Raw genomic sequence first — 26,393 nt, 5'->3', positions numbered from 1 at the left:
CGATTGTTTCTACCTCTGGAGGATCACGGTAATGACCACGGAAAAAGTTAAGTACGGCGTCCATTCCGAAGCCGGCAAACTGCGCAAAGTCATGGTTTGCTCCCCAGGCCTGGCCCATCAGCGGCTGACCCCGAACAACTGCGATGAACTGCTGTTCGATGATGTGATCTGGGTCAACCAGGCCAAGCGCGACCATTTCGACTTCGTCACCAAAATGCGCGAGCGTGGGATCGAAGTCCTGGAAATGCACAACCTGCTGACCGATACGGTGCACAACCCCGAAGCCCTGAAGTGGATTCTGGATCGCAAGATCACCCCCGACACCGTCGGTGTCGGCCTGACCAACGAAGTGCGCAGCTGGCTCGAAAGCCTGGAGCCACGCAAGCTGGCCGAATTCCTGATCGGCGGCGTGGCCGGCGAGGACCTGCCGGAAAGCGAAGGCGCCAGTGTGATCAAGATGTACCGCGATTACCTGGGCCACTCCAGCTTCCTGCTGCCGCCGCTGCCCAACACCCAGTTCACCCGCGACACCACCTGCTGGATCTACGGCGGCGTGACGCTCAACCCGATGTACTGGCCGGCCCGGCGCCAGGAAACCCTGCTGGCCAGCGCCATCTACAAATTCCACCCCGAGTTCGCCAACGTCGACTTCGAAGTCTGGTACGGCGACCCGGACAAGGATCACGGCCAGGCCACCCTCGAAGGCGGCGACGTCATGCCGATCGGCAATGGCGTGGTGCTGATCGGCATGGGCGAGCGGACCTCGCGCCAGGCCATCGGCCAGCTTGCGCAATCCCTGTTCGCCAAGGGTGCGGTGGAAAAAGTCGTGGTCGCCGGCCTGCCGAAATCCCGCGCGGCGATGCACCTGGACACCGTGTTCAGCTTCTGCGACCGCGACCTGGTCACGGTCTTCCCGGAAGTGGTCAAGGAAATCGTGCCGTTCGTCATCCGCCCCGACACCAGCAAGCCCTATGGCATGGACGTGCGACGGGAGAACAAATCGTTCATCGAGGTGGTGGCCGAGTCCCTGAACCTCAAGCAACTGCGCGTGGTGGAAACCGGCGGCAACAGCTTCGCCGCCGAACGCGAGCAGTGGGACGACGGCAACAACGTGGTGGCCCTGGAACCGGGCGTGGTCATCGGCTATGACCGCAACACCTACACCAACACCCTGCTGCGCAAGGCCGGCGTGGAAGTGATCACCATCAGCGCCAGCGAACTCGGCCGCGGCCGTGGCGGCGGCCACTGCATGACCTGCCCGATCGTGCGCGACCCGATCGATTACTAAACGACTTTCCCCCGGCCGCACCTCTGCGGTGCTGGCCGGGCCGATTACAGAATCCCTGGAGAATCATCATGGCGTTCAATATCCACAACCGTAACCTGCTCAGCCTCGAACACCACACCGAGCGCGAGCTGCGCTACCTGCTCGACCTGTCCCGCGACCTCAAGCGCGCCAAGTACACCGGCACCGAGCAGCAGCACCTCAAGGGCAACAACATCGCCCTGATCTTCGAGAAAACCTCGACCCGTACCCGCTGCGCCTTCGAGGTCGCTGCCTATGACCAGGGCGCCAACGTCACCTACATCGACCCGAACTCGTCGCAGATCGGCCACAAGGAAAGCATGAAGGACACCGCCCGCGTGCTCGGGCGCATGTACGACGCCATCGAGTACCGCGGCTTCAAGCAGGAAATCGTCGAAGAACTGGCGAAGTTCGCCGGCGTGCCGGTGTTCAACGGCCTGACCGACGAATACCACCCGACCCAGATGATCGCCGACGTGCTGACCATGCGTGAGCACGCCGACAAGCCGATCCACGACATCAGCTACGCCTACCTGGGCGATGCCCGCAACAACATGGGCAACTCCCTGCTGCTGGTGGGCGCCAAGCTCGGCATGGACGTGCGCATCTGCGCGCCAAAGGCCCTGTGGCCCCATGACGACCTGGTCAGCCGCTGCAAGCAGTACGCGCAAGAAAGCGGTGCCCGCATCACCCTGACCGAAGACACGAAAGCCGCGGTCAAGGGCGTCGACTTCATCCACACCGATGTCTGGGTATCGATGGGCGAGCCGGTGGAAGCCTGGGCCGAACGTATCCAGCAACTGCTGCCGTACCAGGTCAACGCCGAGCTGATGAAGGCCACCGGCAACCCACGGACCAAGTTCATGCACTGCCTGCCGGCGTTCCACAACAGCGATACCAAGGTCGGCAAGCAGATCGCCGAGCAGTATCCGCACCTGGCCAACGGCATCGAAGTGACCGACGACGTGTTCGAGTCGCCGGCCTGCATCGCCTTCGAGCAAGCGGAAAACCGCATGCACACCATCAAGGCGATCCTGGTCTCGACCCTGGCCGACCTGTAACCCCGACGTCCGTGGCCGACCGCCTGGCGGTCGGCCCTCGACCTGTAGGCGCGAGGCTCGCCCACGAAGGCGTCCAACCTGACACCCCACCATCGCAGGCAAGCCACGCGCCCACGGGATCACCGAATTCTGGAAGGAATGCATTATGCGTATCGTCGTCGCACTGGGCGGCAACGCCCTGCTCCGCCGGGGCGAACCCATGACCGCGGACAATCAACGCGCCAATATCCGCATCGCCACCGAACAGATCGCCAAGATCCATCCCGGCAACCAGCTGGTGATCGCCCACGGCAATGGTCCGCAGGTCGGCCTGCTGTCGCTGCAGGCGGCGGCCTACACCTCGGTGTCGCCTTACCCGCTGGACGTGCTCGGCGCCGAAACCGAAGGCATGATCGGCTACATCATCGAACAGGAACTGGGCAACCTGCTGGATTTCGAAGTGCCCTTCGCCACCCTGCTGACCCAGGTCGAGGTCGATGCCAAGGACCCGGCGTTCCAGAACCCGAGCAAGCCCATCGGCCCGGTCTACAGCAAGGACGAAGCAGAAAAACTGGCCAAGGAAAAAGGCTGGGCCATCGCCCCCGATGGCGACAAGTACCGCCGCGTGGTGGCCAGTCCGAAACCCAAGCGCATCTTTGAAATCCGCCCGATCAAATGGCTGCTGGAAAAGAGCAGCATCGTGATCTGCGCCGGCGGTGGCGGCATTCCAACCATGTACGGTGAGGATGGCAAGCTCCGGGGCATCGAGGCGGTGATCGACAAGGACCTGTGCTCGGCACTGCTGGCCGAACAGCTGGAGGCCGATCTGCTGGTGATCGCCACCGACGTCAACGCGGCCTTTATCGACTGGGGCAAGCCGTCGCAGAAAGCCATTGCCCAGGCGCACCCGGACGAAATGGAAAAGCTCGGCTTCGCCGCCGGCTCCATGGGACCGAAGGTCCAGGCGGCCTGCGAGTTCGCCCGCCATACTGGAAAAGTCGCGGTGATCGGTTCACTCTCGGACATCGAAGCGATCGTCCAGGGCAAGGCCGGTACGCGCATCAGCACGGCCCAGCCGGGCATCACTTACCGATAAGAGCAACTCAGGGTGCAGGCCGCTGGCCTGCACCGCTCCCCATGCCTTGTAAAGGAGAGAGCCATGGCCCAGTTCGAACCCGGTCATTTACACATCGAGCGACACGCACTGACCAAGGACGATGTCAGCTACAACATCTGTATCGACTATGAAGTCGCGCAGGACCCCAAGGAAGGCAAAGGGATGCAGTTCAAGATGCATGGAACGATTCAGGGCAAGGAGCTCGATGAACCGTTCTTTCTGCCCAAGGATCAGGCTTACAACTTCGCCAGCAACGTGACGAAAATCGCCGAGAAGTATGGGATTCCCAAGGCACTGAGCAGCATCGGCTCGCTGCACAAATATTACGACGCGATGTTTGAGGATGTGCGGGTGCAGTTGAATATGAAATCCGGGGATCCAGTCAACCCCGAACACCTCGAGTAACCGCAGCCCGTGGGTCGCGGGCTTCCCCTGCCCGCTTAACCTGTAGGAGCGAGGCTTGCCCGCGATGAACTCAAGGACGCCGCTGCGTATCAGGCCAGGCTTCCCGCGTCATCGTTGAGGCTATCGCGAGCAAGCTTCGCTCCTATAGAAGCCCGTGGCCACGGCGAATTTCACCAAACAGCGTCCGCCAAGGCATACTTGCCACCCTCCGTTTTCCAGAACCCTTGACCGCCCCATGCGCATCCACGTCAGCTTTATCGACCGCGTCGGTATCACCCAGGAAGTCCTGGCCCTGCTCGGTGGGCGCAACCTCAACCTGGATGCGGTGGAGATGGTGCCGCCCAACGTCTACATCGACGCCCCGACCCTCAGCCCGCAAGTACTGGAAGAGCTGCGCGACGCACTGTTCAGCGTGCGCGGCGTGCAGGCGGTGACGGTGGTCGACATCTTGCCCGGCCAGCGCCGCCACCTGCAGCTCGACGCCCTGCTGGCGGCGATGACCGACCCGGTGCTGGCCCTGGACAGCGCCGGCAAGGTGCTGCTGGCCAACCCGGCGCTGATTGCCCTCTATGGCCGCGAGCCGGCCGGGGAAAGCGTGGCCGAGCTGTTCGACGACCCGGCGTTGCTGGAAACCTTGCTGGAACAGGGCTTTCGCTTGCCCCTGCGGGAAATCACTCTCAATGGCCAGACCCTGCTGCTGGACGCCACGCCGATCACCGACGCCGGCGCGCTGCTGACCCTGTATCAGCCCAATCGCATCGGCGAACGCCTGTCGGCCCTGCACCACGACCATGCCGAAGGCTTCGATGCGCTGCTCGGCGACTCCCCGGCCATCCGCACCCTCAAGGCCCGCGCCCAGCGCGTCGCCGCGCTGGATGCGCCGCTGCTGATCCAGGGCGAAACCGGTACCGGCAAGGAGCTGGTGGCGCGGGCCTGCCACGCCATCAGTGCGCGGCACGGCGCGCCGTTTCTGGCGCTGAACTGCGCCGCCCTGCCGGAAAACCTCGCCGAGAGCGAGCTGTTCGGCTACGCCCCCGGCGCCTTCACCGGCGCCCAGCGCGGCGGCAAGCCGGGGCTGATGGAGCTGGCCAACCAGGGCACGGTGTTTCTCGACGAGATCGGCGAAATGTCGCCCTACTTGCAGGCCAAGCTGCTGCGTTTTCTCAACGACGGCAGCTTTCGCCGGGTGGGTGGCGACCGTGAGGTCAAGGTCAATGTGCGGATCCTCAGCGCCACCCATCGCGACCTGGAAAAGATGGTCGCCGAGGGCAGCTTTCGCGAAGACCTGTTCTATCGCCTCAACGTGCTGAATGTGGAAGTCCCGCCCCTGCGCGAGCGCGGCCAGGACATCCTGTTGCTGGCGCGCTACTTCATGCAGCAGGCCTGCGCGCAGATCCAGCGCCCGGTCTGCCGCCTGGCGCCCGGCACCTATCCGGCGCTGCTGGGCAACCGCTGGCCCGGCAACGTGCGCCAGTTGCAGAACGTGATCTTCCGCGCGGCGGCGATCTGCGAAAGCAGCCTGGTGGACATCGGCGACCTGGATATCGCCGGCACCTCGGTGGCGCGCCAGAACGACACCGAAGTCGAAAGCCTGGAACAGGCCGTCGAGGAGTTCGAGAAGGCACTGCTCGAAGGCCTCTACGTCAACTACCCCTCGACTCGCCAGTTGGCCAGCCGCCTGCAGACCTCCCACACCGCCATCGCCCATCGCCTGCGCAAATACGGTATCCCCAGCAAGCCCTGAGCCGCCGCGGCTTTTGATGTTGTAGCCGCTGCCGCAGGCTGCGATCGCTCCCGCAGGGAGCGCAAGCTCTCAAGATCGCCGAAGGCCTTCGGCCTTATCGCAGCCTGCGGCAACGGCTACAGGTGGTGTAGTCGCATCTGAAAGCGACCTCCACCTGTACTGAAAGCGCTACAGCGGAACGATATCGCTACAGCCGGTTGTAATCGGCGCTACGCAAGGCTTTGATCCCCATAGGCTTTTCCCTGGCCCTCCAGCTGTAGCGTTTTCGCTACAGCCGTTAGCTTCCGGTCATCACCAAAAACTCATAACTCATTGATTAATAACAATTAAAAAACATTGGCCGCATTTTTGCTAAGGGCTTATCCATTCCGCTCGGCCCTGCACGAGCATTCAATCGCGTCCACCAGACGAATCTGGCCCCTTGAGGAGTTTCCATGAGCGAGTTGCGTTTTACTGAAGATCACGAATGGCTGCGTACCGAAGCCGATGGCAGCGTTACCGTCGGCATCACGGCTTTCGCGCAAAACGCCCTGGGCGATGTGGTATTCGTGCAATTGCCGGAACTGCAGGCCTACGACAAGGGCGCCGAAGCCGCCACCGTGGAATCGGTAAAAGCCGCCAGCGGCGTGTACATGCCCCTGGACGGGGAAGTGGTGGAAACCAACCCGGCCCTGGAAACCAGCCCCGAGCTGGTCAACGAAGACCCGCTGGGCGAAGGCTGGTTCTTCCGCTTCATTCCCGCGGACGCCGCCGCTGTCGGCCAACTGCTGGATCAGGACGCCTACGACCGCCTGATCAAAGCCAACGCCGACGCCTGAGGAACCGCCATGACTCAAGTCAACCTGAGCACCGCCAACGAATTCATCGCGCGCCACATCGGCCCGCGCCAAGGCGACGAGCAAGCCATGCTCAACAGCCTGGGCTTCGACTCCCTGGAAGCCCTGAGCGCCAGCGTGATCCCCGACAGCATCAAGGGCACCAGCGTCCTCGACCTGCCCGCCGGGCAGAGCGAAGCCGACGCACTGGCCTCGATCAAGGCCATCGCCGCCAAGAACCAGCTGTTCAAGACCTACATCGGCCAGGGCTACTACAACTGCCACACGCCGTCGCCGATCCTGCGCAACCTCCTGGAAAACCCGGCCTGGTACACCGCCTACACCCCGTACCAGCCGGAAATTTCCCAGGGCCGCCTGGAAGCGCTGCTGAACTTCCAGACCCTGATCAGCGACCTCACCGGCCTGCCGATCGCCAACGCCTCCCTGCTCGACGAAGCCACCGCCGCCGCCGAAGCCATGACCTTCTGCAAGCGCCTGAGCAAGAACAAGGGCAGCCACGCCTTCTTCGCCTCCAGCCATTGCCACCCGCAGACCCTCGACGTGCTGCGCACCCGTGCCGAGCCGCTGGGCATCGACGTGGTGGTCGGCGACGAGCGCAAGCTGACCGACGTCAGCCCGTTCTTCGGCGCCCTGCTGCAATACCCGGCGAGCAACGGCGACCTGTTCGACTACCGCGAGCTGACCGAGCGCTTCCATGCCGCCAACGGCCTGGTGGCGGTCGCCGCCGACCTGCTGGCGCTGACCGTGCTGACCCCACCGGGTGAATTCGGCGCCGACGTGGCCATCGGCAGCGCCCAGCGCTTCGGTGTGCCGCTGGGCTTCGGTGGCCCGCATGCGGCCTACTTCTCCACCAAGGACGCGTTCAAGCGCGACATGCCGGGCCGTCTGGTCGGAGTGTCCGTGGACCGTTTCGGCAAGCCGGCGCTGCGCCTGGCCATGCAGACCCGCGAGCAACATATCCGTCGCGAGAAAGCCACCAGCAACATCTGCACCGCCCAGGTGCTGCTGGCCAACATCGCCAGCATGTACGCCGTGTACCACGGCCCCCAAGGCCTGAGCCGGATTGCCCGGCGCATCCACCAGCTGACCGCGATCCTGGCCCAGGGCCTGAGCAAGCTGGGGATCAAGGTCGAGCAGGAAAACTTCTTCGACACCCTGACCCTGCACACCGGCGCGCGCACCGCGGCGCTGCACGACAAGGCCCGCGCCCAGCGCCTCAACCTGCGGGTGATCGACACCGAACGCCTGGGTCTGTCGCTGGACGAAACCACCGGCCAGGCCGATGTACAAGCGCTGTGGAGCCTGCTGGCCGACGATCAGGCGCTGCCGGACTTCGCCGCGCTGGCCAGCACGGTACAGAGCCGTATCCCGGCGCCGCTGGTGCGTCAGTCGGCGATCCTCAGCCACCCGGTGTTCAACCGCTATCACTCGGAAACCGAGCTGATGCGCTACCTGCGCAAGCTGGCCGACAAGGACCTGGCCCTGGACCGCACCATGATCCCGCTGGGCTCGTGCACCATGAAGCTCAACGCCGCCAGCGAAATGATCCCGATCACCTGGGCCGAATTCGGCGCCCTGCACCCGTTCGCCCCGGCCGAGCAAAGCGCCGGCTACCAGCAACTGACCAGCGAACTGGAAGCCATGCTCTGCGCCGCCACCGGCTACGACGCGGTGTCCCTGCAGCCGAACGCCGGCTCCCAGGGCGAATACGCGGGCCTGCTGGCCATTCGTGCCTATCACCAGAGCCGTGGCGACGACCGTCGCGACATCTGCCTGATCCCTTCGTCCGCCCACGGCACCAACCCGGCCACCGCCAACATGGCCGGCATGCGCGTGGTGGTCACCGCCTGCGACACCCGTGGCAACGTCGATATCGAAGACCTGCGGACCAAGGCCATCGAGCACCGCGAGCACCTCGCGGCGCTGATGATCACCTACCCGTCGACCCATGGCGTGTTCGAGGAAGGCATCCGCGAAATCTGCGGCATCATCCATGACAACGGCGGCCAGGTGTACATCGACGGCGCCAACATGAACGCCATGGTCGGCCTCTGCGCCCCGGGCAAGTTCGGCGGCGACGTGTCGCACCTGAACCTGCACAAGACCTTCTGCATTCCCCACGGCGGTGGCGGCCCGGGCGTCGGCCCGATCGGCGTCAAGTCGCACCTGGCGCCGTTCCTGCCTGGCCACGCGGCCATGGAACGCAAGGAAGGCGCGGTCTGCGCCGCGCCGTTCGGCAGCGCGAGCATCCTGCCGATCACCTGGATGTACATCCGCATGATGGGCGGCGAAGGCCTCAAGCGTGCCTCGCAGCTGGCGATCCTCAATGCCAACTACATCTCCCGTCGCCTGGAAGAACACTACCCAGTGCTCTACACCGGCAGCAACGGCCTGGTGGCCCACGAGTGCATCCTCGACCTGCGCCCGCTCAAGGACAGCAGCGGCATCAGCGTCGACGACGTCGCCAAGCGCCTGATCGACTTCGGCTTCCACGCCCCGACCATGTCGTTCCCGGTGGCAGGCACCCTGATGATCGAGCCGACCGAAAGCGAATCCAAGGAAGAACTGGACCGTTTCTGCGACGCCATGATCCGCATCCGCGAAGAAATCCGCGCGGTGGAAAACGGCAGCCTGGACAAGGACGACAACCCGCTGAAAAACGCCCCGCACACCGCAGCGGAAATCGTTGGCGAGTGGTCGCACCCCTACAGCCGTGAACAGGCGGTGTACCCCGTGGTCTCGCTGATCGAAGGCAAGTATTGGCCTCCGGTCGGCCGCGTCGACAACGTGTTCGGCGACCGCAACCTGGTGTGCGCCTGCCCGTCGATCGAAAGCTATCAGGACGCCTAAGACGGCATCGCCGTCCATCGCGGGCAAGCCTCGCTCCTACGGTTTCTGCGTATACCTGTAGGAGCGAGGCGGCTGGCGACGAATACCGGCCAGACCGAACCGCAATACCCGCTTCCCCCGTGCGTGCCGATCAACACAATAAGAAACCGGAGAACCAACATGTCCTTGAGCGTGTTCGACCTGTTCAAGATTGGCATCGGCCCCTCCAGCTCCCACACCGTTGGCCCGATGCGCGCGGCCGCGCGCTTCGTCGAAGGCCTGCGGCGCGACGGACTGCTGGGCGCCACCACCTGCGTCAAGGTCGAGCTGTACGGCTCGCTCGGCGCCACCGGCAAGGGCCATGGCAGCGACAAGGCCGTACTCCTGGGCCTGGAAGGTGAACACCCGGATACCGTGAATACCGAAAACATCGCCGCTCGCCTGCAGGAAATACGCAGCAGCGGACGCTTGAACCTGCTCGGCGAACACCTCATCGCGTTCAACGAGAAAGAACACCTGGCCATGATCCGCAAGCCCCTGGCCTACCACCCCAACGGCATGATCTTTCGTGCCTTCGATGCCGCCGGATTGCAGATCCGCAGCCGCGAGTACTACTCGGTGGGTGGCGGCTTCGTGGTCGACGAGGACGCCGCCGGTGCCGACCGCATCGTCGAAGACACCACCAAGCTGACCTTCCCCTTCAAAAGCGCCAAGGACTTGCTCGGTCACTGCACCACCTATGGGCTGTCCATCAGCCAGGTGATGCTGACCAACGAAAGTGCCTGGCGACCGGAAGCGGAAACCCGTGCCGGCCTGCTGAAGATCTGGCAAGTGATGCAGGACTGCGTGGATGCCGGCTGCCGCAACGAAGGGATCCTGCCGGGTGGCCTGAAGGTCAAGCGCCGTGCCGCCGCCCTCCACCGCCAGCTGTGCAAGCACCCCGAGGCGGCCCTGCGCGACGCCTTGTCGGTACTGGACTGGGTCAACCTGTATGCCCTGGCGGTCAACGAAGAAAACGCCAACGGCGGGCGCGTCGTCACCGCGCCCACCAATGGCGCCGCCGGCATCATCCCGGCAGTGCTGCACTACTACATGCGCTTCATCCCCGGCGCCAACGAAGACGGGGTGGTGCGTTTCCTGCTGACCGCCGCCGCCATCGGCATTCTCTACAAGGAAAACGCCTCCATCTCCGGCGCCGAAGTCGGCTGCCAGGGCGAGGTCGGCGTGGCCTGCTCGATGGCGGCCGGGGCCTTGTGCGAAGTGCTCGGCGGTACGGTGCAACAAGTGGAAAACGCCGCCGAGATTGGCATGGAACATAACCTCGGCCTGACCTGCGACCCGATCGGCGGTCTGGTGCAGGTGCCCTGCATCGAGCGCAACGCCATGGGCTCGGTCAAGGCGATCAACGCCGTGCGCATGGCCTTGCGTGGCGACGGGCAACACTTCGTCTCCCTCGACAAGGTGATCCGCACCATGCGCCAGACCGGCGCCGACATGAAAAGCAAATACAAGGAAACCGCCCGCGGCGGTTTGGCCGTCAACATCATCGAGTGCTGATGTACGCACATACGCATCTCACGTTTACCCAGGAGCTGAACATGTCCACCGAAACACTGTTGAAGACCCCGCTGCATTCGCTGCACCTCGAACTCGGCGCGCGCATGGTGCCGTTCGCCGGTTACGACATGCCCGTGCAATACCCGCTGGGCGTGATGAAAGAACACCAGCACACCCGCGAGCAGGCCGGCCTGTTCGATGTCTCGCACATGGGCCAGATCCGCCTGACCGGCGCCAAGGCCACCCAGGCCCTGGAAACCCTGGTGCCGGTGGACATCATCGACCTGCCCGTGGGTATGCAGCGCTACGCCATGTTCACCAATGAAAACGGCGGCATCCTCGACGACCTGATGGTCGCCAACCTGGGCAACGACGAGCTGTTCCTGGTGGTCAACGCCGCCTGCAAGGACCAGGACCTGGCTCATCTGCGCCAGCACATCGGCCATTTGTGCAGCATCGAGCCGCTGTTCGAGGAGCGCGCCCTGCTCGCCCTGCAAGGCCCGGCGGCCGTCACCGTGCTGGCGCGCCTGGCGCCGGAAGTGGCGAAGATGACCTTCATGCAATTCACCCGCGTGAAGCTGCTGGGCGTGGACTGCTTTGTTAGCCGTTCGGGCTACACCGGCGAAGACGGTTTCGAAATCTCGGTACCGGCGGCTGACGCCGAAACCCTGGCCCGCGCCCTGCTGGCCGAACCGGAAGTGGCCGCCATCGGCCTCGGCGCCCGGGATTCGCTGCGCCTGGAAGCCGGCCTGTGCCTGTATGGCCATGACATGAACAGCCAGACCACGCCGATCGAAGCCAGCCTGCTGTGGGCCATCTCCAAGCCACGGCGCGCCGATGGCGCGCGGGCTGGCGGCTTCCCTGGCGCGGAACAGGTGTTCGCCCAACAGCTCAATGGCGTGAAGCGCAAACGCGTGGGCCTGCTGCCCCAGGAACGCACACCGGTGCGTGAAGGTGCGGAGATCGTCAACGCAGCGGGCGAGGTGATCGGCAGCGTCTGCAGCGGCGGTTTTGGCCCGACCCTGGGTGGTCCGTTGGCCATGGGTTACATCGATAGCGCTTATGTCGCACTCGATACGCCAGTTTGGGCAATTGTTCGTGGGAAAAAGGTGCCAATGCTTGTAAGCAAAATGCCATTCGTTGCACAACGCTACTATCGTGGTTGATCAACTGTTTCTATAAGTAACGCGGTTGCGTTAAAAGTGCACTAATCTGTAACGCAACCGCCATAAAATAGTGCATATCTTCGATATTGAACTTGCCTTATAACAGTTGAAAACAATTGAACGACCCTATCGAATAAGCCCAGATGCCTAGTTCCGGCAAACAGCCACCAAACTGAGGAAAACCGGGGTTTCGCAGGGCTTGTTTTTTCTCCCATAGTTGGCGTAGAGTTTCCCCACTGTGTTTGCATGGGTCGCTTGGAATCGTGACCTGGGCAGTAGCTAACAAGTTTGCTACAACCCGTTCGACGTCTCTTACTTTCCTGCAACCCAGCCCAGTACTCCTTCATGAGAAAGAGACTGTCATTAATTTTTTAGCGTCAAAGGAAATAAGAAATGTCCCAACGTCAGAGCGGTACCGTCAAGTGGTTTAACGACGAGAAAGGTTTTGGTTTTATCACTCCAGAAAGCGGTCCGGATCTGTTCGTGCATTTCCGCGCTATTCAGGGCAACGGCTTCAAGAGCCTGAAAGAAGGCCAGAAAGTGACCTTCATCGCTGTGCAAGGCCAAAAAGGCATGCAGGCTGACGAAGTTCAAGCCGAAGGCTGATCGTCTGTAACGAAAAAGCCCCTGATGCTGACATCAGGGGCTTTTTTGTGCGCGCAATTCCGTAAAATGGCTTCTTTCTTTCGATCGAGAGGCCTGTGATGCCGAAGCACCTGCTAACCCCCCAGGGCGATTTCCCCGCCGCTGGCCTGGGCCGTCGTCTGGCAGCGATGTTCTACGATTTCCTGCTGTGCACCGCACTGCTGATCGTCACGGGCGGCGTCTACAAGTTCATCCAGTTGCAGATCCTCGGTGAAACCCGGATGCGCACCCTGACCGAATCCGGCGCCCTGGACGGCGATCCGCTCTACTCCACCGTCCTGCTGTTCGTGCTGTTTGCCTTCTTCGCCAAGTTCTGGACCCATTCCGGCCAGACCCTGGGCATGCAGGTCTGGGGCATTCGTGTGCAGAACGCCGACGGCAGCCGCATCAGCCTGTGGCAGGCCCTCCTGCGCTTCATGGTCTCGATCGCTTCCTGGCTGTGCGCCGGGCTGGGTTTCATCTGGATCCTGGTAGACAAGCAGAAGCGCAGCTGGCACGACATCTACTCTTCCAGCCAGATCGTGCGCATTCCCAAGCAGAAAAAATAATCCGCCGCACAGAAAAACGCCCCGAATCTCGGGGCGTTTTTCTGTGCGCTTGTCGAAGGCGATCAGGCATTGCCCGCCAGCTTCATCCGCGCCGCCTGAGTGAAATCCAGCATGCGCTTGAGCGGGCGAATGGCCTGGGGAATCAGCGCCGGGTCGACGAATATCTCGTTGCTGCCCTCACGCAGGCTCTGCAAGGTGCGCTCCAGGGTGTTCATGGCCATCCACGGGCAGTGGGCACAGCTGCGGCAAGCCGCACCGTTGCCGGCCGTTGGCGCCTCGATGAACACCTTGTCCGGGCACAGCTGCTGCATCTTGTAGAAGATGCCGCGGTCGGTCGCCACGATCAGCGTCTTGTTCGGCAAGCGTTGCGCGGCGGCAATCAGCTGGCTGGTGGAACCCACCGCATCGGCCAGCTCGATCACCGACGTCGGCGACTCCGGGTGGACCAGAATGGCCGCATCGGGATACAGCGCCTTCATGTCCTCCAGCTGCTTGGACTTGAACTCTTCGTGGACGATGCAGGCACCATCCCACAGCAACATATCGGCACCAGTCTGGCGCTGAATGTAGGTGCCCAGATGCTTGTCCGGCCCCCAGATGATGGTTTCGCCGTTATCCATCAGGCTTTCGACGATTTCCAGGGCGCAACTGGAGGTCACCACCCAGTCAGCACGGGCTTTGACCGCCGCCGACGTGTTGGCATAGACCACCACGGTGCGTTCCGGATGCTGGTCGCAGAACGCCGAGAACTCTTCCACCGGGCACCCCAGGTCGAGGGAGCAGGTGGCTTCCAGGGTGGGCATCAGCACCCGCTTTTCGGGGTTGAGGATCTTCGCCGTCTCGCCCATGAACCTGACACCGGCGACCACCACGGTCTTGGCCGGGTGAGCGTTGCCGAAACGGGCCATTTCCAGGGAGTCGGACACACAGCCGCCGGTCTCTTCGGCCAGGGCCTGAATCACCGGGTCACAGTAGAAGTGAGCCACCAGCACGGCGTCCTGAGCCTTGAGCTCGGCAGCAATCGCGGCACGGTAATGGGCTTCCTCTGCGGCCGTCAGCGGCTTGGGCTGTTTGGCGTCAAGGTGGGCCTGAACCAGAAGGCGTTCGGAAATGTGCGTCATGATCGCAAGACCTGCGGGCGCTTATGCGCGAAAGTCGAGTATACACCCGGCTCCGGACCCGTTGAGGGCACCGCCGGGAGAGTGAGTATTCATCAGGTGGTGCAGCGTTGAAACTGCGCAAGGCTACAGAATATCCCCTTGATGTAAAAGATGATTCTGACCTGTGTCACAAGGCTCGCCCCGGCACGGAGCAGGTATCGGTCAAGGGGCACGAAAGCCTGCCAATTGCAGCCCCGACAGCGCAAACGGTTCAGTGACGCGCAACGCGCACTTGCACCATTTATGCGCATTGCATGCAGGCGAGTCTCGGCCTGGCGGTGAATCCCCTCGATCGACCAAGCGTTTTTTTACACTTCATAGCAATTTTACCTTTCTGCGCTAACGTCAGTTACAGAAACAGCTAACTGCTGGTTGGTTGCAGCAACACTTGGCGGGCTCTGGTTCAGATGACGGAGAAATGATCCCTGCTGACCGGCCCTTGCGGTTTCCCCCAGCCCAAACAAGGATGCAGTGCATGAACAGTGATTGTGTACAGGTGCTCAGGAGAGTGGCGTGGACATTGATTGTCGCTGGCCTTCCCACAGGGATGGCCATGGCGGCGTCAAATAACTGCGCTGGATTGCAGCCACTGCCGTCGACGGTGGAAGTGGGAGAGGGTCAGCAGACGATAATGCACTCCCCCGTCGCCATTACCCGGTTGGCCGTGGGCGACCCGAAAATTGCCGATGTGTACCTCAATGGGCGAGATTCATACCTGCTGACGGGTATTGCGCCCGGCGCCACCAGCCTGATGGTCTGGACAGCCTGCGACAAGGAACCTCGCCAGAGCATGGTGTTCGTCCAGGGCAAAGGCCCGCATTCAATGGTGAGTTCGCTATTGCCCCCCTCCGAAGATCCGTCTCTGCCCAGCCAGGTGCAGACCGATATCCGCTTTGTCGAAGTCAGCCGCACCAAGCTAAAAGAGGCCGGCACCTCGATCTTCGGCAAGAGCGGTAACTTCCTGTTCAGCTCCCCAGGCACCGCCCCGGTGGGGACGACGGTGACGCCCGGCAATATCGGTGGCGTCAGGCCGAACATACCGCTCAACAACGGCATGTTTAATATCGGCATTGGCGGCGGTAACGTCCTTGGGCTGATCAACGCCCTGGAGGGCAGTGGGTTTGCCTATACCCTGGCGCGTCCGAGCCTGGTGGCACTGAGCGGACAGAGCGCAAGCTTCCTGGCCGGTGGTGAAGTGCCGATCCCGGTCCCCAGCAGCGGCAGCGACAGTATTACCATCCAGTACAAGGAATTCGGTATTCGCCTGACCCTGACCCCCACAATCGTCGGAAATAACCGCATCGCCTTGAAAGTCGCCCCGGAAGTCAGCGAGTTGGACTTCACCAACGGGATTACCGTCAACGATATCTCGGTGCCAGCCTTGGTTGTGCGTCGCACCGACACCAGCATCTCCCTGGCCGACGGCGAGAGTTTCGTGATCAGCGGCCTGATCAGCACCACCAATACCACGGCCGTGAGCAAGTTCCCCGGCCTGGGAGATATTCCGATCCTCGGTGCATTCTTCCGTGATTCTTCGATCAGACGCGAAGAGAAGGAACTGCTGATGATCGTCACCCCTCATCTGGTGCAACCGCTGGCGGTCAACGCCAAGCTGCCAGTATTGCCTGGCGAGCCACTGCGCAACTACGACCCGAACTGGTTCCGTCTGTACTTCCTGGAAAACGGCAACTATGACCAGGCCGCCAGCGGGCTTTCGCAATGACCCAAGGTTCTGACTCGTCGCTTACCGCGCTCAAGCTCAATGGCACCGGACTCGGCAAGTCCGGTGCCGGCCATTCCTCGACAATCGGATTGTTCCAGGAGGGAAAAATGAAAGTAGTCATTGCTGCCTTAGGGCTGCTCATGCTCGGCGGTTGCGCCACGAACGGCGGCGGTGCCTGGTCGAAACAGGCATGCAGCAAGCTGGATTCGGATCAGGAACTGTCGCTGAGCCTGGCCGACGACATGATCGGCGAAGGCAAGCTGCATGCCGGCCTGGCCAATCTGCAACGCCTGCCGGATGACCTGGCACAGGTTCGCATGCGCAAGGCCAAGGTCTATCGCCAGCTCGGCCAAAGCGAGGCCGAACCCCTGTACCGCAGCCTGCTCAGCACCTGCCTGGCCGCCGAAGGCGAGCATGGCCTGGGCCAACTGGCAGCGTCACGCAACGATAACGCTCTGGCCCTGGAACATCTGACGCGAGCGGCACGCCTGTCCCCCACCGACGAGAAAATCCGCAACGATCTGGGGGTGGTCTACCTCAACCAGGGGAATACCAACCAGGCCCGCTTTGAGTTCCTCACGGCCATGGAGCTGAAACAGGACAACCAGCTGGCAACCCTCAACCTGGTGACCTTGCTGATTTATCAAGGCAACTGGAAACAGGCCTCGGACCTGGTCAATCGTGCCGGCCTGAAACCCGAACAAGTCACCAGTGCCAAGGAGCGGGCCGAAAAACTCAGAAACGCGACGAAGAAGTCAGCTAAGGATCAGGCAGTCACTGCAACGGATTCGTCGCCATCGAGTGTCAATCAACCAATAACGCAGAGGTAGTGATGAAATACCAAACGCTTAGCTGCCTGGGACTCTTGCTTCTTCCGCTGGTGACCCAGGCTATCGAACCCGGCCCGGCCTCCCTGTCACAACAGTCGACCGAAACCTGGCTGCTGCTGCAGAGTCGTAACCAGGTCAAGTCGCTCATCCCGCAGAACGCCTCGCCCAGCGAACGGGAACTGACCCTGCAGCGCTGGCTGGACAACTACAAACACCCGATCCCCGAGTACTACAAGGAGTACGTAGGTTCGGGTGGGTCAGGTGGTTCGAAGTGACAGCAAGTCACGATGGCGTTCAGTTCAGAGGGGGCAATGCCATCCATACCGATGGCCCTTGCCCCTCCCCTCTTTCATAACTTCCCGAATACTTTGAAGACGCCGATGATCGCCGGTCCTATGGCTACCAGAAAGAAGCTTGGCCACAGGCAGAAGATCAGCGGAAACACCAGCTTGGTGCCGATTTTCGCGGCTTTCTCTTCGGCCTGCTGGGTGCGCCGGTCACGAAACTCCTCGGCATAGACACGCAGGGTCGTCCCCACGCTGGTCCCGAAGCGAATGCTCTGCGCCAGCAGACTCACCAGCCCGCGAATGTCTTCCAGCCCAGTACGCTCGGCCAGATGCTTGAGCGCTTCGGTACTGGGAATCCCGGCCCGGATCTCGGAGTTGACCAGTGCCAGCTCCATGGCCAGCTCAGGCTGGCTGACCGCTATCTCTTCCGATACCCGCTCGATCGCCTGGGGCAAGGCAAGGCCTGACTCCACGCAGACCACCATCAAGTCCAGCGCATCCGGAAAGGCGACGAGCAAACGGGTCATCCGCGCGTTCCTGCGGCTGTCGACATAGATGGCCGGTACCAGCCAGCCTACCCCCAACGCCAGGATCACCAGCCCCGTCCCCAGAAGCAGCGATACCTTCGGTATCAGCGGCAGCGCCAGGACCGCCAGCGCCACCAATGCCAACGGTGTCAGCAGGCGCACCGCCCAGTACATCTGGACAGCGGCCGGGGAGCGAAAGCCCGCATGGATCAGCAAGGTCCGGGTCGCCGAGGCTTGCTCCTGTTCACCGGAGGCAAAACGCTGGCCGACCTGCTCCAGCATCAATTGCAGGTTGCTCGGCGCGCCCTGCTGCCGGTGACCATCGCCGCCATGACCGCGCTTGATCAGCAGAAGACGGCGGTGCACCGGGTCCTGCAACCCCTGCACCAGCAATATCAGGGTCGCCACGGCCAGCACCACGCTCAGGCCGATGGCCCCGGCGAACAGCAGGCGGGCCAGTTGCTCGCTACCGACCACACTTTTAATCAGACTCAGCAGATACTCCATGACCTCACCCCCTACGAGTGATTGTGCTCACACCTGGATCCGGATGATCTTGCGTATCCAGAAGATTCCCACCAGCATCGCCACAAACGCGCCAAGCACCATCTTCTGCCCCAGTGGCTCATTGATGAGCAGAGGCAGATAGGTCGGGCTCGAAAGCACAATCCCCGCCGCCAGTACAAAAGGCATCGCCACCAGGATCCAGCCCGACATGCGCCCTTCGGCCGAGAGCGTCTTGACCTTGCGCTGAAAGCGAAAGCGGCCGCGAATCAGGCTGCTCAAACGATCCAGTACCTCGGTCAGGTTGCCGCCCGTCTCGCGATGGATCAGCACAGTGGTCACCAGCATCATCACCGTCATGCTCGGCATACGTTCCAGCAGGCCAAGCATGGCCCGACGCACATCGTTGCCGTAGTTGATGTCGGCAAAGGTCAGGCCGAATTCGTGGGCAACCGGCCCCTTGTGCTCGTCGGCCACCAACTGCAGGGTTTCGTTGAACGGATGTCCGGCACGCAGCGCCCGGCATATGGCATCCAGCGCATCCGGCAATTGCTCCTCGAACAGGGCAAAGCGTTTGTTACGGTCCCGGGAGATTTTCAACACCGGCAGCCAGAAGGCCATAGCAGCAGCCGGGAGCGCCGCCCACCACAGCTGCGTGAACAGCCACGTCCCCATGCCAGCCACCATCATCAGGACCAGGCTGAGCATCAGCACCCGATAGGCGCGGTACTCATGCCCGGCCTGCTCGATCATTTGCGCCAGGGCCTCCATCGCTGGCAATTGCTCCAGACGCGCCTCCAGCGGGGACAGGCGACGCAGGTATTTCTGGCGCAGTACCGACTGCATGTTCTCCAGGTTACTGGCCCGTTCCAGCAGGTCGAGGCGACTGCGGATACGCTTGCGCACCTTGCCGGCCTCGCCGAACACCGGCACCGCCACGCTCTGGCTGAGCAGGAATATGGCGGTGAACACCATGCCGAGAAACGCCAGGATGAACTCGCTGGGGATCTGATGCATGACTAGCCCTCCATCCAGTCTGGCCGGAACAGGCTGAGCGGCAGCTCGATGCCCCGTTTGGCCAGCACATCGCGAAACGCCGGAACCATGCCGGTGGGGCGGAATTCGCCCAGGACCTCGCCTTTCTCGCCCAGACCACTGCGCACGAAAGAGAAGATCTCGGTCATGGTGATGATTTCCCCTTCCATGCCGTTGATTTCCTGCACGCTGACCAGCCGCCGCGTGCCGTCCTCCTGCCGCTCCAACTGGATGACCACACCGATGGCCGAAGCGATCTGCTGACGCAAGGCCTTGATCGGAAAGGTCGCCCCCGTCATCGACACCATGTTCTCGATCCGTCCCAGGGCATCGCGGGCGGTGTTGGCGTGGATGGTGGTCAGCGAGCCGTCGTGGCCGGTATTCATCGCCGTCAACATGTCCAGCGCCTCGGCGCCACGCACCTCACCGATGACGATGCGGTCCGGGCGCATACGCAGGCTGTTGCGCACCAGCTCCCGCTGACCCACCTCGCCACGGCCCTCGATGTTCGACGGACGGGTTTCCAGACGTACCACATGGGGCTGCTGCAGTTGCAGCTCGGCCGAGTCTTCGATGGTCACGATCCGCTCGTTGTGCGGAATGAAACTGGACAACACGTTGAGCATGGTGGTCTTGCCGCTGCCGGTCCCTCCAGAGATCAGGACATTCAGCCGGCCGCGGACGATGGCCTTGAGCATCAGGGCGATGCCCGGGGTCAGGGTGCCCATCTGCACCAGGCTCTCGGTGTTGAGCAAGTCCACGGCGAAGCGGCGGATCGACATGCTCGGCCCGTCGATGGCCAGCGGTGGAATGATGGCGTTGACCCGCGAACCGTCCTTCAGGCGAGCGTCCACCAGCGGCGAGGACTCATCGATGCGCCGCCCCAGGCTGGAAACGATGCGATCGATGATATTCAGCAGGTGCTGGTCGTCGCGAAAACGCACATCCGTTCTTTGCAGCTTGCCGAAGCGCTCGACGTACACCGAGGCGTGACCGTTGACCAGGATGTCGGACACACTCGCATCGTTCAGCAGCGGCTCCAAAGGTCCGAGGCCAAGCACCTCGTCGGCGATCTGCTTGAGGATCAACTGACGGCTGCTGGAATTGACCGGCGCCGAATGCTCGTCGAGCAGGCGCTGGCAGATGTCGCGGATCTGCCGCCCGGCTTCGGCCGGCTCCAGGGAATCAAGGAGCGACAGGTCCATGACCTTGAGCAACTGCTGGTAGATCTTTTCCCGCCACTCGGCCTCCATCGGGCCAAGCTTGGTCCTGGTTTCATAGAGCAGGTCCGGCACACTGGCCTCCCAGGCCATGAGCACGCTGGCGCACTCTTTGCCATCGAGGGACGCGTCCTGCGTTTCTGCCGGTGCCTGTTTACCGGGTTGCTGACGCAGGCGATTACGAAAGTCGCTGAGCATGGCCTAGCCTCCGAACAGACGATTGAAGGTACGTTTGAACAAACTCTTCTCGGCGACCTCGATTCCGATCAGGTTCTGGGTCAGCTCACGCAGGGCCAGGGTCACCCCCGAACGTGACGCATGCAGCTCAAGCGGCACACCGGTGTTCTGACTCTCGCTGACCACCGCATAGTCATTGGGCACGGCTTGCAGGGTCGTGCAGCGCAGGGCATCGGAAATATCCTTGAGGCTCACTGGCGAGGCCTTGTTGTAGCGGTTGACCACCACCTGTATCCGGTTGCTCTGCACATTCAGGTCGTCGCGCAGGATGCGGGTCAGGCGGGTACCGTCCTTCAGGTGGCTCAGGCTCTGCTGCAGCACGACGTAGATGCGATCGGCCTGTTCGAGCGTGACGCCGGTGAGGTGATCGATCTGTCGTGGCAGATCCACCACGACCCAGTCGTAGGTCCCACGGGCCAGGCGCAACAGTTTTTCCAGCTGATCCAGGTGCACATCCTGCGTCAGGCACAGCTCCCCGGTACGCCCGCCCAGCACATGCAGGGTCGGGCTGAAGTGGTTGCAATAGCCACGCAAGGCGATGCTGTCCAGGGACTCGACCTGCTTCAGTACATCCACATGGCTGTGGGTAGGCACCACATCCAGGCAATGCGCCACGCTGCCGAACTGCAGGTCCAGGTCCAGCAGCAGGGTCCTGCCACCACGGATGGAGAGCTGATGCGCCAGGTTGCAAGCCAGCATCGAGGCTCCCGAACCACCTTTGGCGTTCATCACCGCAATCAGCTTGCCACCGGTCCCCTGCTCCGCATTGGCCTCCATGAGCATACGGCCGATGGCCGCCTGCAACTCTTCTGCCGCTACCGGCTCGGGGAGAAAGTCCCGGGCGCCGGCCTGCATCGCCAGGCGCATGCCCTCGCGCTCATCCAGCGGGCCGCAGACCAATAGCGGTGGGCGCTCCTTGAGTGGGTGCTGCAACAAGGCCGCCAGCTCTTCGCGCCACAGATGGCTGACGCGCAACAGCAGGAAGTCGGGCATCTGCTCCAGCCCATACAGCGGATCGGTATGACCGTTGCTCACCAGGCGAGTGGTTACCTGCAAGTTCGGCAACCCTTGGCTCAACGCTTTCAGATGATTCAAGGTGGTCACGTCGCGCCCACTGATCAGCAGGCGTTTGCCTTGCTTTTCAGTAGCGGCAGCGACGGGCGCTTCTCGGGTACTCAACATGGCGTGATCTCCGGTGTGACTGCTGCCTGGGGCTGCCGACCGAGGCTTTCACGTGGCACGGTCGACCTGAATACCGGTAGGACAAACACCCCGTTGAACCCAGGAATCAGCAGATTGAAACTGAAATTGGATACCTGTAGCTGGACATAACGAATGGCGACAAAGCCGTTGGTACCGGTCAGATCGTTGGGGCTGGCGACGACCGCGCCGTTGGCGTCCAGATAAACCAGGTTCAGGTTGGCGGTCGTCAGGTTATTGAGCAGGCTGCTCGGACCGCCGTTGGTCGAAGCGTTGAACATCGCCCGACGCAGGATCACCGGATCTTGGATATCGCACACTGCCGCCAGACGCGCACCGCGGCGCACGGTTTCATTCAGGGCATTGACCGTGAAGTACAGCCGGCCCATTTCCAGCACACCGAACAGCACGGTGAACAGCACCAGGCTGGTGATCGCGAACTCGACGGTGTACAGCCCACGCATACCTTTGACGTTCATCACAAGGCCCTCATGACGACAGTGGAAGTCAAGGCCAGGCCCAGCGGTACGTTGCTGCCGTACAAGGCGGGCAAGGCACTGCCGATCACCGGCACATAGGTGTAGGTAATGCTGACCTGGATATGCTCGGCCCCCACCGCGGTGACCGTGACATTCGCCGGCGTCAGCCCCGACACCGCCGCTGGGTAGCCATTGGGATTGGCGGGCACGCCATAGACAGCGATGTTCTTGGCCTGGGTCTGCAGCGTACCGCTCAGTTCGAGCTTGCCGAGGGTGGAGTTCCACGCCTTGTCAGCGACATAACGCCCGGCGTCGCGACTGGCCTGCATCAGGCTGTTGTACTGGAACAACATGCGGCCGAACTCAGCGAAGGTCAGCATCAGCAACAGCAGCAGTGGCAGCGTCAACACCAGCTCCACCATCGCCAATCCGCTCTGGTTGCGCGGCGACCTGAATCCTCTGCGTCCCATAAAGCCTCCTAAGAGTCGGTACTTGGCGTCTGGCTGTTGTCGATATAGGTCTTGTACAGCTGGATGATCTGCGGCCCGGTGGTATTGGCCGGGTTGGGACCTGGCACGTTGTCGCCTTCGCACACCTTCTCGAACTGACCGAATATCTGCGACTCATTGCCCTTTTGCGACGCCGGTTGCAGGACGAAGTAGCAGGCGAAACCCAGCACCGGTATCGAGGACGCCCCGTCGTTCTTGCCCGTGCAGTTACCGATCACGATCTTGATGATCCGCCGTTCGAACGCCCCGCTGCTCTGGCAGCCACCACCGCTACCGGCAACGCAGTTGGCGGAGTCCTGCACCCAGTTGTTGTAGTCGTACAAGGCGCTGCCGCCCGCGGACAAATTGCCGCTGCTCGAGGTAACCGCCTGACTGTTGTACTGAATCTGCTTGAGCGTATCGTCGTAAGTGAATGACTTGGAGTTGGTTGTGATCACCAGGTCCGGTGGATAGTCCGCCGCCTTGAGACCGCCGGAATACTGGTTGAAGCGTGTATTGAGGCCCTGCGAGGCAGGCCCGACAGTGTTCCCCGGCTTGGTCTGGACATTCGAACCGACGTTGTTGCACTGCTTGATCCCGCCAGCCAACCCCTGCCTGACCGTGCTGCCACCCGAACCGAAATCGAGCAGTTGGAAGTTGCCGGGGCCAATCGGCGAGCTGTTGCCTGCAGCGGTTTTCAACACCTGCGCATCGCCGAACTGGAACCCCCAGAACATCCCGGTGGACGGGCTGTTTTTTGTCGGGTCGCCGCACACCATCAGCGGCGTGAGGTCGCAAGGGCTGGCGGGGCTTGGCCCGGCGGTAGCGACCGCACTTACAAACTTGTTACCGACCCCATTGCCCAAGGTCTGAAAGACGCCCCAGAAGAATCCGGCCAGGGAATAGTTGGTGACCGTCACCCGCACATAGCTCGCATTGGCCGGCCCCGGGAAAGAGAAAGGCCCATAGACAGTGGACGCCAACTCCACCGTGGCAAAGTCGCCGACATTGTTGGCGATGGCGGCGGCCAGTTCCTGATTGCCGCTGGCATTGGCATTCAGGGTCAGGGTATTGAGCGCGGCGGTCTGCGCCAGGGTCGCGGCTCCCGTGGTACCCATTACCGTACTGAGGGTCTTGGCACCGCTCAGCGCCGCGGCATCCACCGCATTTTGCAGGCGGGACTTGTTCACCAGCATATGGCCGCCATCCAGCGCCAGGGCCCCCATCAGCAGCATCGAGGCCAGGGCTATCACGACCAGGACGAGCATGGCTCCACGCTGTTGCCGTGGAAATGCACTCAATGGCTGTTGGATACGCGCGCTCATCATCAAGCCCTCATCGTTGGTTTATGTCGTACCCGATCATTTACAGCTGGGACTTCACAACGTTGACCTCGATCCCACGAATCACCGTGATCCCGCTGTCGCCGCTGGCACGACGCCGGACAATCGGCCGAACCACTGGCGGGGCAGGCACGTCCTGGATCATGGCGACGGGCTCAGCGATCACCGGTTGCTTCTGGTTGTCCAGCGGGTTGCGCAGGGCCAGTTGCAGCTTGCCGGCGGTCATCCCCTTGACCAGTTCCTCGGCCTGCAGGGGGGTCATTTCCAGAGTCACGGCGCGCACAACCACCGGTTGGGTCTTGTCGGTACTGGCCGTCTGGTCCACTGCCAGCACCCGCAGGTCTTCCAGGATGGTCTTGGATTCGGCGTCGCCGGTATTGCCGGTCTGCCGGGTAGCCAGCACATCGACCCGGTTACCTGGCAACAGGAACCCACCCACGCCGACCACGTCGTCCACCCGGACCGAGATCGCACGCTTGGTAGGCTCGATCAGCGACGCCAGGGTGCTGCCGCCCAAGTGTTCGGCCAGACGCGCACCGCGCAGGATGTCGCCGCGCAACATGGAGAAGGTGGCGATCTTGCCCACGACCTTCTCGGTCGCGTCGAAAGCATCCTCGGGCACTGTCTCCTTGGGCATACGGACCAGCGCGACCTGCTGTGGCTCGACCATTTGCCCGAAAGCGATTTCCACGGTCGCCACCACCACGTTCTGCTGGTTATCGTCGGGGGTGGCATTGAGCCTTGCATTGAGCCAGGTGTTGGCCATCCATGCCGCGCCCAGGCCCAGAACCACGGACAGGGTCACCAGAGTGAAAGTACGAGAACTCATGTCGAAATCTCCTTACTCAAAGAAAGTCGAGCTGGACGAAGTAGCTGTGCCATGCCCACTCCAGTTCCAGGGTTGACAGGGGTCCGCTGGCGCCCAGATAACGCTGGCGATCGAGCGCCATGCTCAAGAGATCCCGTGGGTGGCAAGGCACCAGCGGCATGTTTTCAGCGCCATAGAGTTCATCCAGGACGTAGCGCAACAGCAGCGGGTCGTATTGGATGTTCAGGCGCTCTGTCTCTTGAATCCAGATACGTTCGTACTCCTCAGGCTTGAGGTAGCCGAACTGCAGCTTGTAGCCAATCCGCCGCAGGAACGCCTCGTCGGCCAGTTCCAATGGGTTCAGGTTGGTGGAAAACACCAGGATCAGGTCGAACGGCAACTCGCAGTGCCGCCCGCCGCCGAGGTTGAGGAAATCGCGTTTCTCCTCCATCGGTACGATCCAGCGATTGAGCAATTCCGCGGGCGCCATGCGCTGGCGCCCCATGTCGTCGATGACGAACAGGCCATTGCTGGCCTTGAGCTGCAACGGTGCCTGGTATTGGCGAGTGAAGGGGTCGTAGCGGATATCCAGCTGTTCCATGGTCAGCTCGCCGCCGGTGATGACGATCGGCCGTTCGCAGCACAGGAGCCGGCGGTCGATCCCTTCATTGAGCATCAGGCTGTACTGCGGATCGCCGACATCCAGGCGCCGGTGTACCTGGGGGTCGTAGATCTCGATCACCGCATCGTTGATCGCAATCGCATGGGGCACCCAGACGGACTCGGAAAACAGCCGGATCAAGCGACTGCTGACATAGGTCTTGCCCGTCCCCGCCGGCCCGTAAATCATGATGGCGCGCCCGGAATTCAGGGCCACGCCCAACTGATCGAGCATGTTCTGCGCCAGCACCATGGAGCCGAAGGAAGCCTGCATGTCCCGGGCGCTGATACGGCCATGGTGAATGGTCTGTACCTTGAGCAGCGAGCGATAGGCGCTCACCGGAAAGGGCGCCGCGCCGATATAACCACTGCGCGACAAGGCATCGCGGGCAGCATTGCGGCCGCGCTCGGTCAGCCCGTAGCGCAAGCCCTGGCCACCGGCTTGGCCGAGGATCTCGACCCGGTGATCCTGACGCAGGAAGGTCAGGACTTCTTCAATCACTGCTCCCGTCAGCGCCAGGCGCTCTACCAGTCGGGGCATGTCCAGTACACCCGCATCGTGCAAATGCTTGCAGACCAGGTCTCCCAGGAAATTGTCGGCCAGCCCGGTCTCAAGGATCGTGCGTGGCTGTGGAGCCAGTCGCTGCACTGCTTCCCGGTCATTGCCGGTCGGACGGCTGTTACTGATGGCGTACATAA

24 protein-coding genes are annotated in these 26,393 nt (G+C 62.3%); 14 read left to right on the top strand and 10 right to left on the bottom strand.

Going from position 1 to position 26,393, the window contains the following annotated elements:
* The first annotated feature begins 31 nt into the window (after window positions 1-31).
* The 11 genes from arcA (at window position 32) to AC07PQ_RS19465 (ending at window position 13,193) form a co-directional block, all read left to right on the top strand.
* Window positions 32-1,288 carry an arginine deiminase gene (gene arcA / locus AC07PQ_RS19515; protein ID WP_493186083.1) on the top strand — a complete coding sequence of 419 codons (1,257 nt, stop codon included), beginning with the start codon at window positions 32-34 and terminating at the stop codon, window positions 1,286-1,288.
* A 68-nt stretch (window positions 1,289-1,356) separates the two neighbouring features.
* The gene (locus tag AC07PQ_RS19510) at window positions 1,357-2,367 is read left to right on the top strand and encodes an ornithine carbamoyltransferase (protein WP_493186084.1); all 1,011 of its coding nucleotides are present in this window, start codon (window positions 1,357-1,359) and stop codon (window positions 2,365-2,367) included.
* A 145-nt stretch (window positions 2,368-2,512) separates the two neighbouring features.
* Window positions 2,513-3,442, top strand: a complete 930-nt coding sequence (arcC, locus tag AC07PQ_RS19505; RefSeq protein WP_007926268.1) for a carbamate kinase — start codon at window positions 2,513-2,515, stop codon at window positions 3,440-3,442.
* A 63-nt stretch (window positions 3,443-3,505) separates the two neighbouring features.
* A complete protein-coding gene (locus AC07PQ_RS19500; RefSeq protein WP_053262373.1) occupies window positions 3,506-3,868 on the top strand; it encodes a DUF5064 family protein in 363 nt (120 codons plus the stop codon).
* Between the two features lie 235 nt (window positions 3,869-4,103).
* Entirely contained in the window at window positions 4,104-5,612 is a 1,509-nt protein-coding gene (gene gcsR, locus AC07PQ_RS19495; RefSeq protein ID WP_101338877.1) for a transcriptional regulator GcsR, read from the top strand.
* A gap of 434 nt (window positions 5,613-6,046) precedes the next feature.
* Entirely contained in the window at window positions 6,047-6,430 is a 384-nt protein-coding gene (gene gcvH / locus AC07PQ_RS19490; RefSeq protein ID WP_007931060.1) for a glycine cleavage system protein GcvH, read from the top strand.
* A 9-nt stretch (window positions 6,431-6,439) separates the two neighbouring features.
* A complete protein-coding gene (gene gcvP, locus AC07PQ_RS19485) occupies window positions 6,440-9,298 on the top strand; it encodes an aminomethyl-transferring glycine dehydrogenase (protein WP_493186085.1) in 2,859 nt (952 codons plus the stop codon).
* A gap of 159 nt (window positions 9,299-9,457) precedes the next feature.
* On the top strand, window positions 9,458-10,834 hold the full coding sequence (locus AC07PQ_RS19480) for an L-serine ammonia-lyase (protein WP_007931066.1): 1,377 nt from the start codon (window positions 9,458-9,460) through the stop codon (window positions 10,832-10,834).
* A gap of 41 nt (window positions 10,835-10,875) precedes the next feature.
* On the top strand, window positions 10,876-12,000 hold the full coding sequence (gene gcvT, locus AC07PQ_RS19475; RefSeq protein ID WP_493186086.1) for a glycine cleavage system aminomethyltransferase GcvT: 1,125 nt from the start codon (window positions 10,876-10,878) through the stop codon (window positions 11,998-12,000).
* 393 nt (window positions 12,001-12,393) lie between these two features.
* The gene (locus AC07PQ_RS19470; protein WP_007931076.1) at window positions 12,394-12,606 is read left to right on the top strand and encodes a cold-shock protein; all 213 of its coding nucleotides are present in this window, start codon (window positions 12,394-12,396) and stop codon (window positions 12,604-12,606) included.
* Between the two features lie 98 nt (window positions 12,607-12,704).
* Entirely contained in the window at window positions 12,705-13,193 is a 489-nt protein-coding gene (locus AC07PQ_RS19465) for an RDD family protein (protein ID WP_007931077.1), read from the top strand.
* A gap of 62 nt (window positions 13,194-13,255) precedes the next feature.
* Here AC07PQ_RS19465 and nadA read toward each other — a convergent pair whose 3' ends face one another.
* Window positions 13,256-14,314, bottom strand: coding sequence for a quinolinate synthase NadA (gene nadA / locus AC07PQ_RS19460; protein ID WP_007931079.1), 1,059 nt, complete (start codon window positions 14,312-14,314; stop codon window positions 13,256-13,258).
* Between the two features lie 514 nt (window positions 14,315-14,828).
* On the opposite strand from nadA, the gene AC07PQ_RS19455 reads away from it, so the two are divergent.
* The 3 genes from AC07PQ_RS19455 (at window position 14,829) to AC07PQ_RS19445 (ending at window position 17,181) form a co-directional block, all read left to right on the top strand.
* A complete protein-coding gene (locus AC07PQ_RS19455) occupies window positions 14,829-16,076 on the top strand; it encodes a type II and III secretion system protein family protein (RefSeq protein ID WP_493186087.1) in 1,248 nt (415 codons plus the stop codon).
* Window positions 16,077-16,183: 107 nt separating this feature from the next.
* Window positions 16,184-16,906, top strand: a complete 723-nt coding sequence (locus AC07PQ_RS19450) for a tetratricopeptide repeat protein (RefSeq protein ID WP_007931081.1) — start codon at window positions 16,184-16,186, stop codon at window positions 16,904-16,906.
* 2 nt (window positions 16,907-16,908) lie between these two features.
* The gene (locus tag AC07PQ_RS19445) at window positions 16,909-17,181 is read left to right on the top strand and encodes a DUF3613 domain-containing protein (RefSeq protein WP_007931082.1); all 273 of its coding nucleotides are present in this window, start codon (window positions 16,909-16,911) and stop codon (window positions 17,179-17,181) included.
* A gap of 74 nt (window positions 17,182-17,255) precedes the next feature.
* Here AC07PQ_RS19445 and AC07PQ_RS19440 read toward each other — a convergent pair whose 3' ends face one another.
* From AC07PQ_RS19440 to AC07PQ_RS19400, 9 genes are read right to left on the bottom strand one after another with little or no spacing between them, the layout of a single operon-like run.
* Window positions 17,256-18,227, bottom strand: coding sequence for a type II secretion system F family protein (locus AC07PQ_RS19440; protein ID WP_007931083.1), 972 nt, complete (start codon window positions 18,225-18,227; stop codon window positions 17,256-17,258).
* A 27-nt stretch (window positions 18,228-18,254) separates the two neighbouring features.
* Entirely contained in the window at window positions 18,255-19,241 is a 987-nt protein-coding gene (locus tag AC07PQ_RS19435; protein ID WP_007931084.1) for a type II secretion system F family protein, read from the bottom strand.
* Between the two features lie 2 nt (window positions 19,242-19,243).
* Entirely contained in the window at window positions 19,244-20,677 is a 1,434-nt protein-coding gene (locus AC07PQ_RS19430) for a TadA family conjugal transfer-associated ATPase (protein ID WP_007931085.1), read from the bottom strand.
* 3 nt (window positions 20,678-20,680) lie between these two features.
* Window positions 20,681-21,898: an AAA family ATPase gene (locus AC07PQ_RS19425; protein WP_493186088.1), complete on the bottom strand. Its 1,218-nt coding sequence runs from the start codon at window positions 21,896-21,898 to the stop codon at window positions 20,681-20,683.
* Window positions 21,892-22,395, bottom strand: a complete 504-nt coding sequence (locus AC07PQ_RS19420; RefSeq protein WP_007931090.1) for a TadE/TadG family type IV pilus assembly protein — start codon at window positions 22,393-22,395, stop codon at window positions 21,892-21,894. The genes AC07PQ_RS19425 and AC07PQ_RS19420 overlap by 7 nt, the downstream gene beginning before the upstream one ends.
* Window positions 22,395-22,865 carry a TadE/TadG family type IV pilus assembly protein gene (locus tag AC07PQ_RS19415; protein ID WP_007931091.1) on the bottom strand — a complete coding sequence of 157 codons (471 nt, stop codon included), beginning with the start codon at window positions 22,863-22,865 and terminating at the stop codon, window positions 22,395-22,397. The genes AC07PQ_RS19420 and AC07PQ_RS19415 overlap by 1 nt, the downstream gene beginning before the upstream one ends.
* An 8-nt stretch (window positions 22,866-22,873) precedes the next feature.
* On the bottom strand, window positions 22,874-24,211 hold the full coding sequence (locus AC07PQ_RS19410; protein ID WP_493186089.1) for a TadE/TadG family type IV pilus assembly protein: 1,338 nt from the start codon (window positions 24,209-24,211) through the stop codon (window positions 22,874-22,876).
* 37 nt (window positions 24,212-24,248) lie between these two features.
* The gene (gene cpaB, locus AC07PQ_RS19405; protein WP_493186090.1) at window positions 24,249-25,055 is read right to left on the bottom strand and encodes a Flp pilus assembly protein CpaB; all 807 of its coding nucleotides are present in this window, start codon (window positions 25,053-25,055) and stop codon (window positions 24,249-24,251) included.
* 16 nt (window positions 25,056-25,071) lie between these two features.
* A complete protein-coding gene (locus tag AC07PQ_RS19400; protein WP_493186091.1) occupies window positions 25,072-26,391 on the bottom strand; it encodes a DUF8689 domain-containing protein in 1,320 nt (439 codons plus the stop codon).
* Window positions 26,392-26,393 lie beyond the last annotated feature (2 nt).

Source organism: Pseudomonas sp. GW821-FHT09E12, assembly GCF_059416085.1.
The sequence above is the reverse complement of the archived record's forward strand: the minus strand, read 5'-3'. Positions and strand labels throughout refer to the sequence as shown.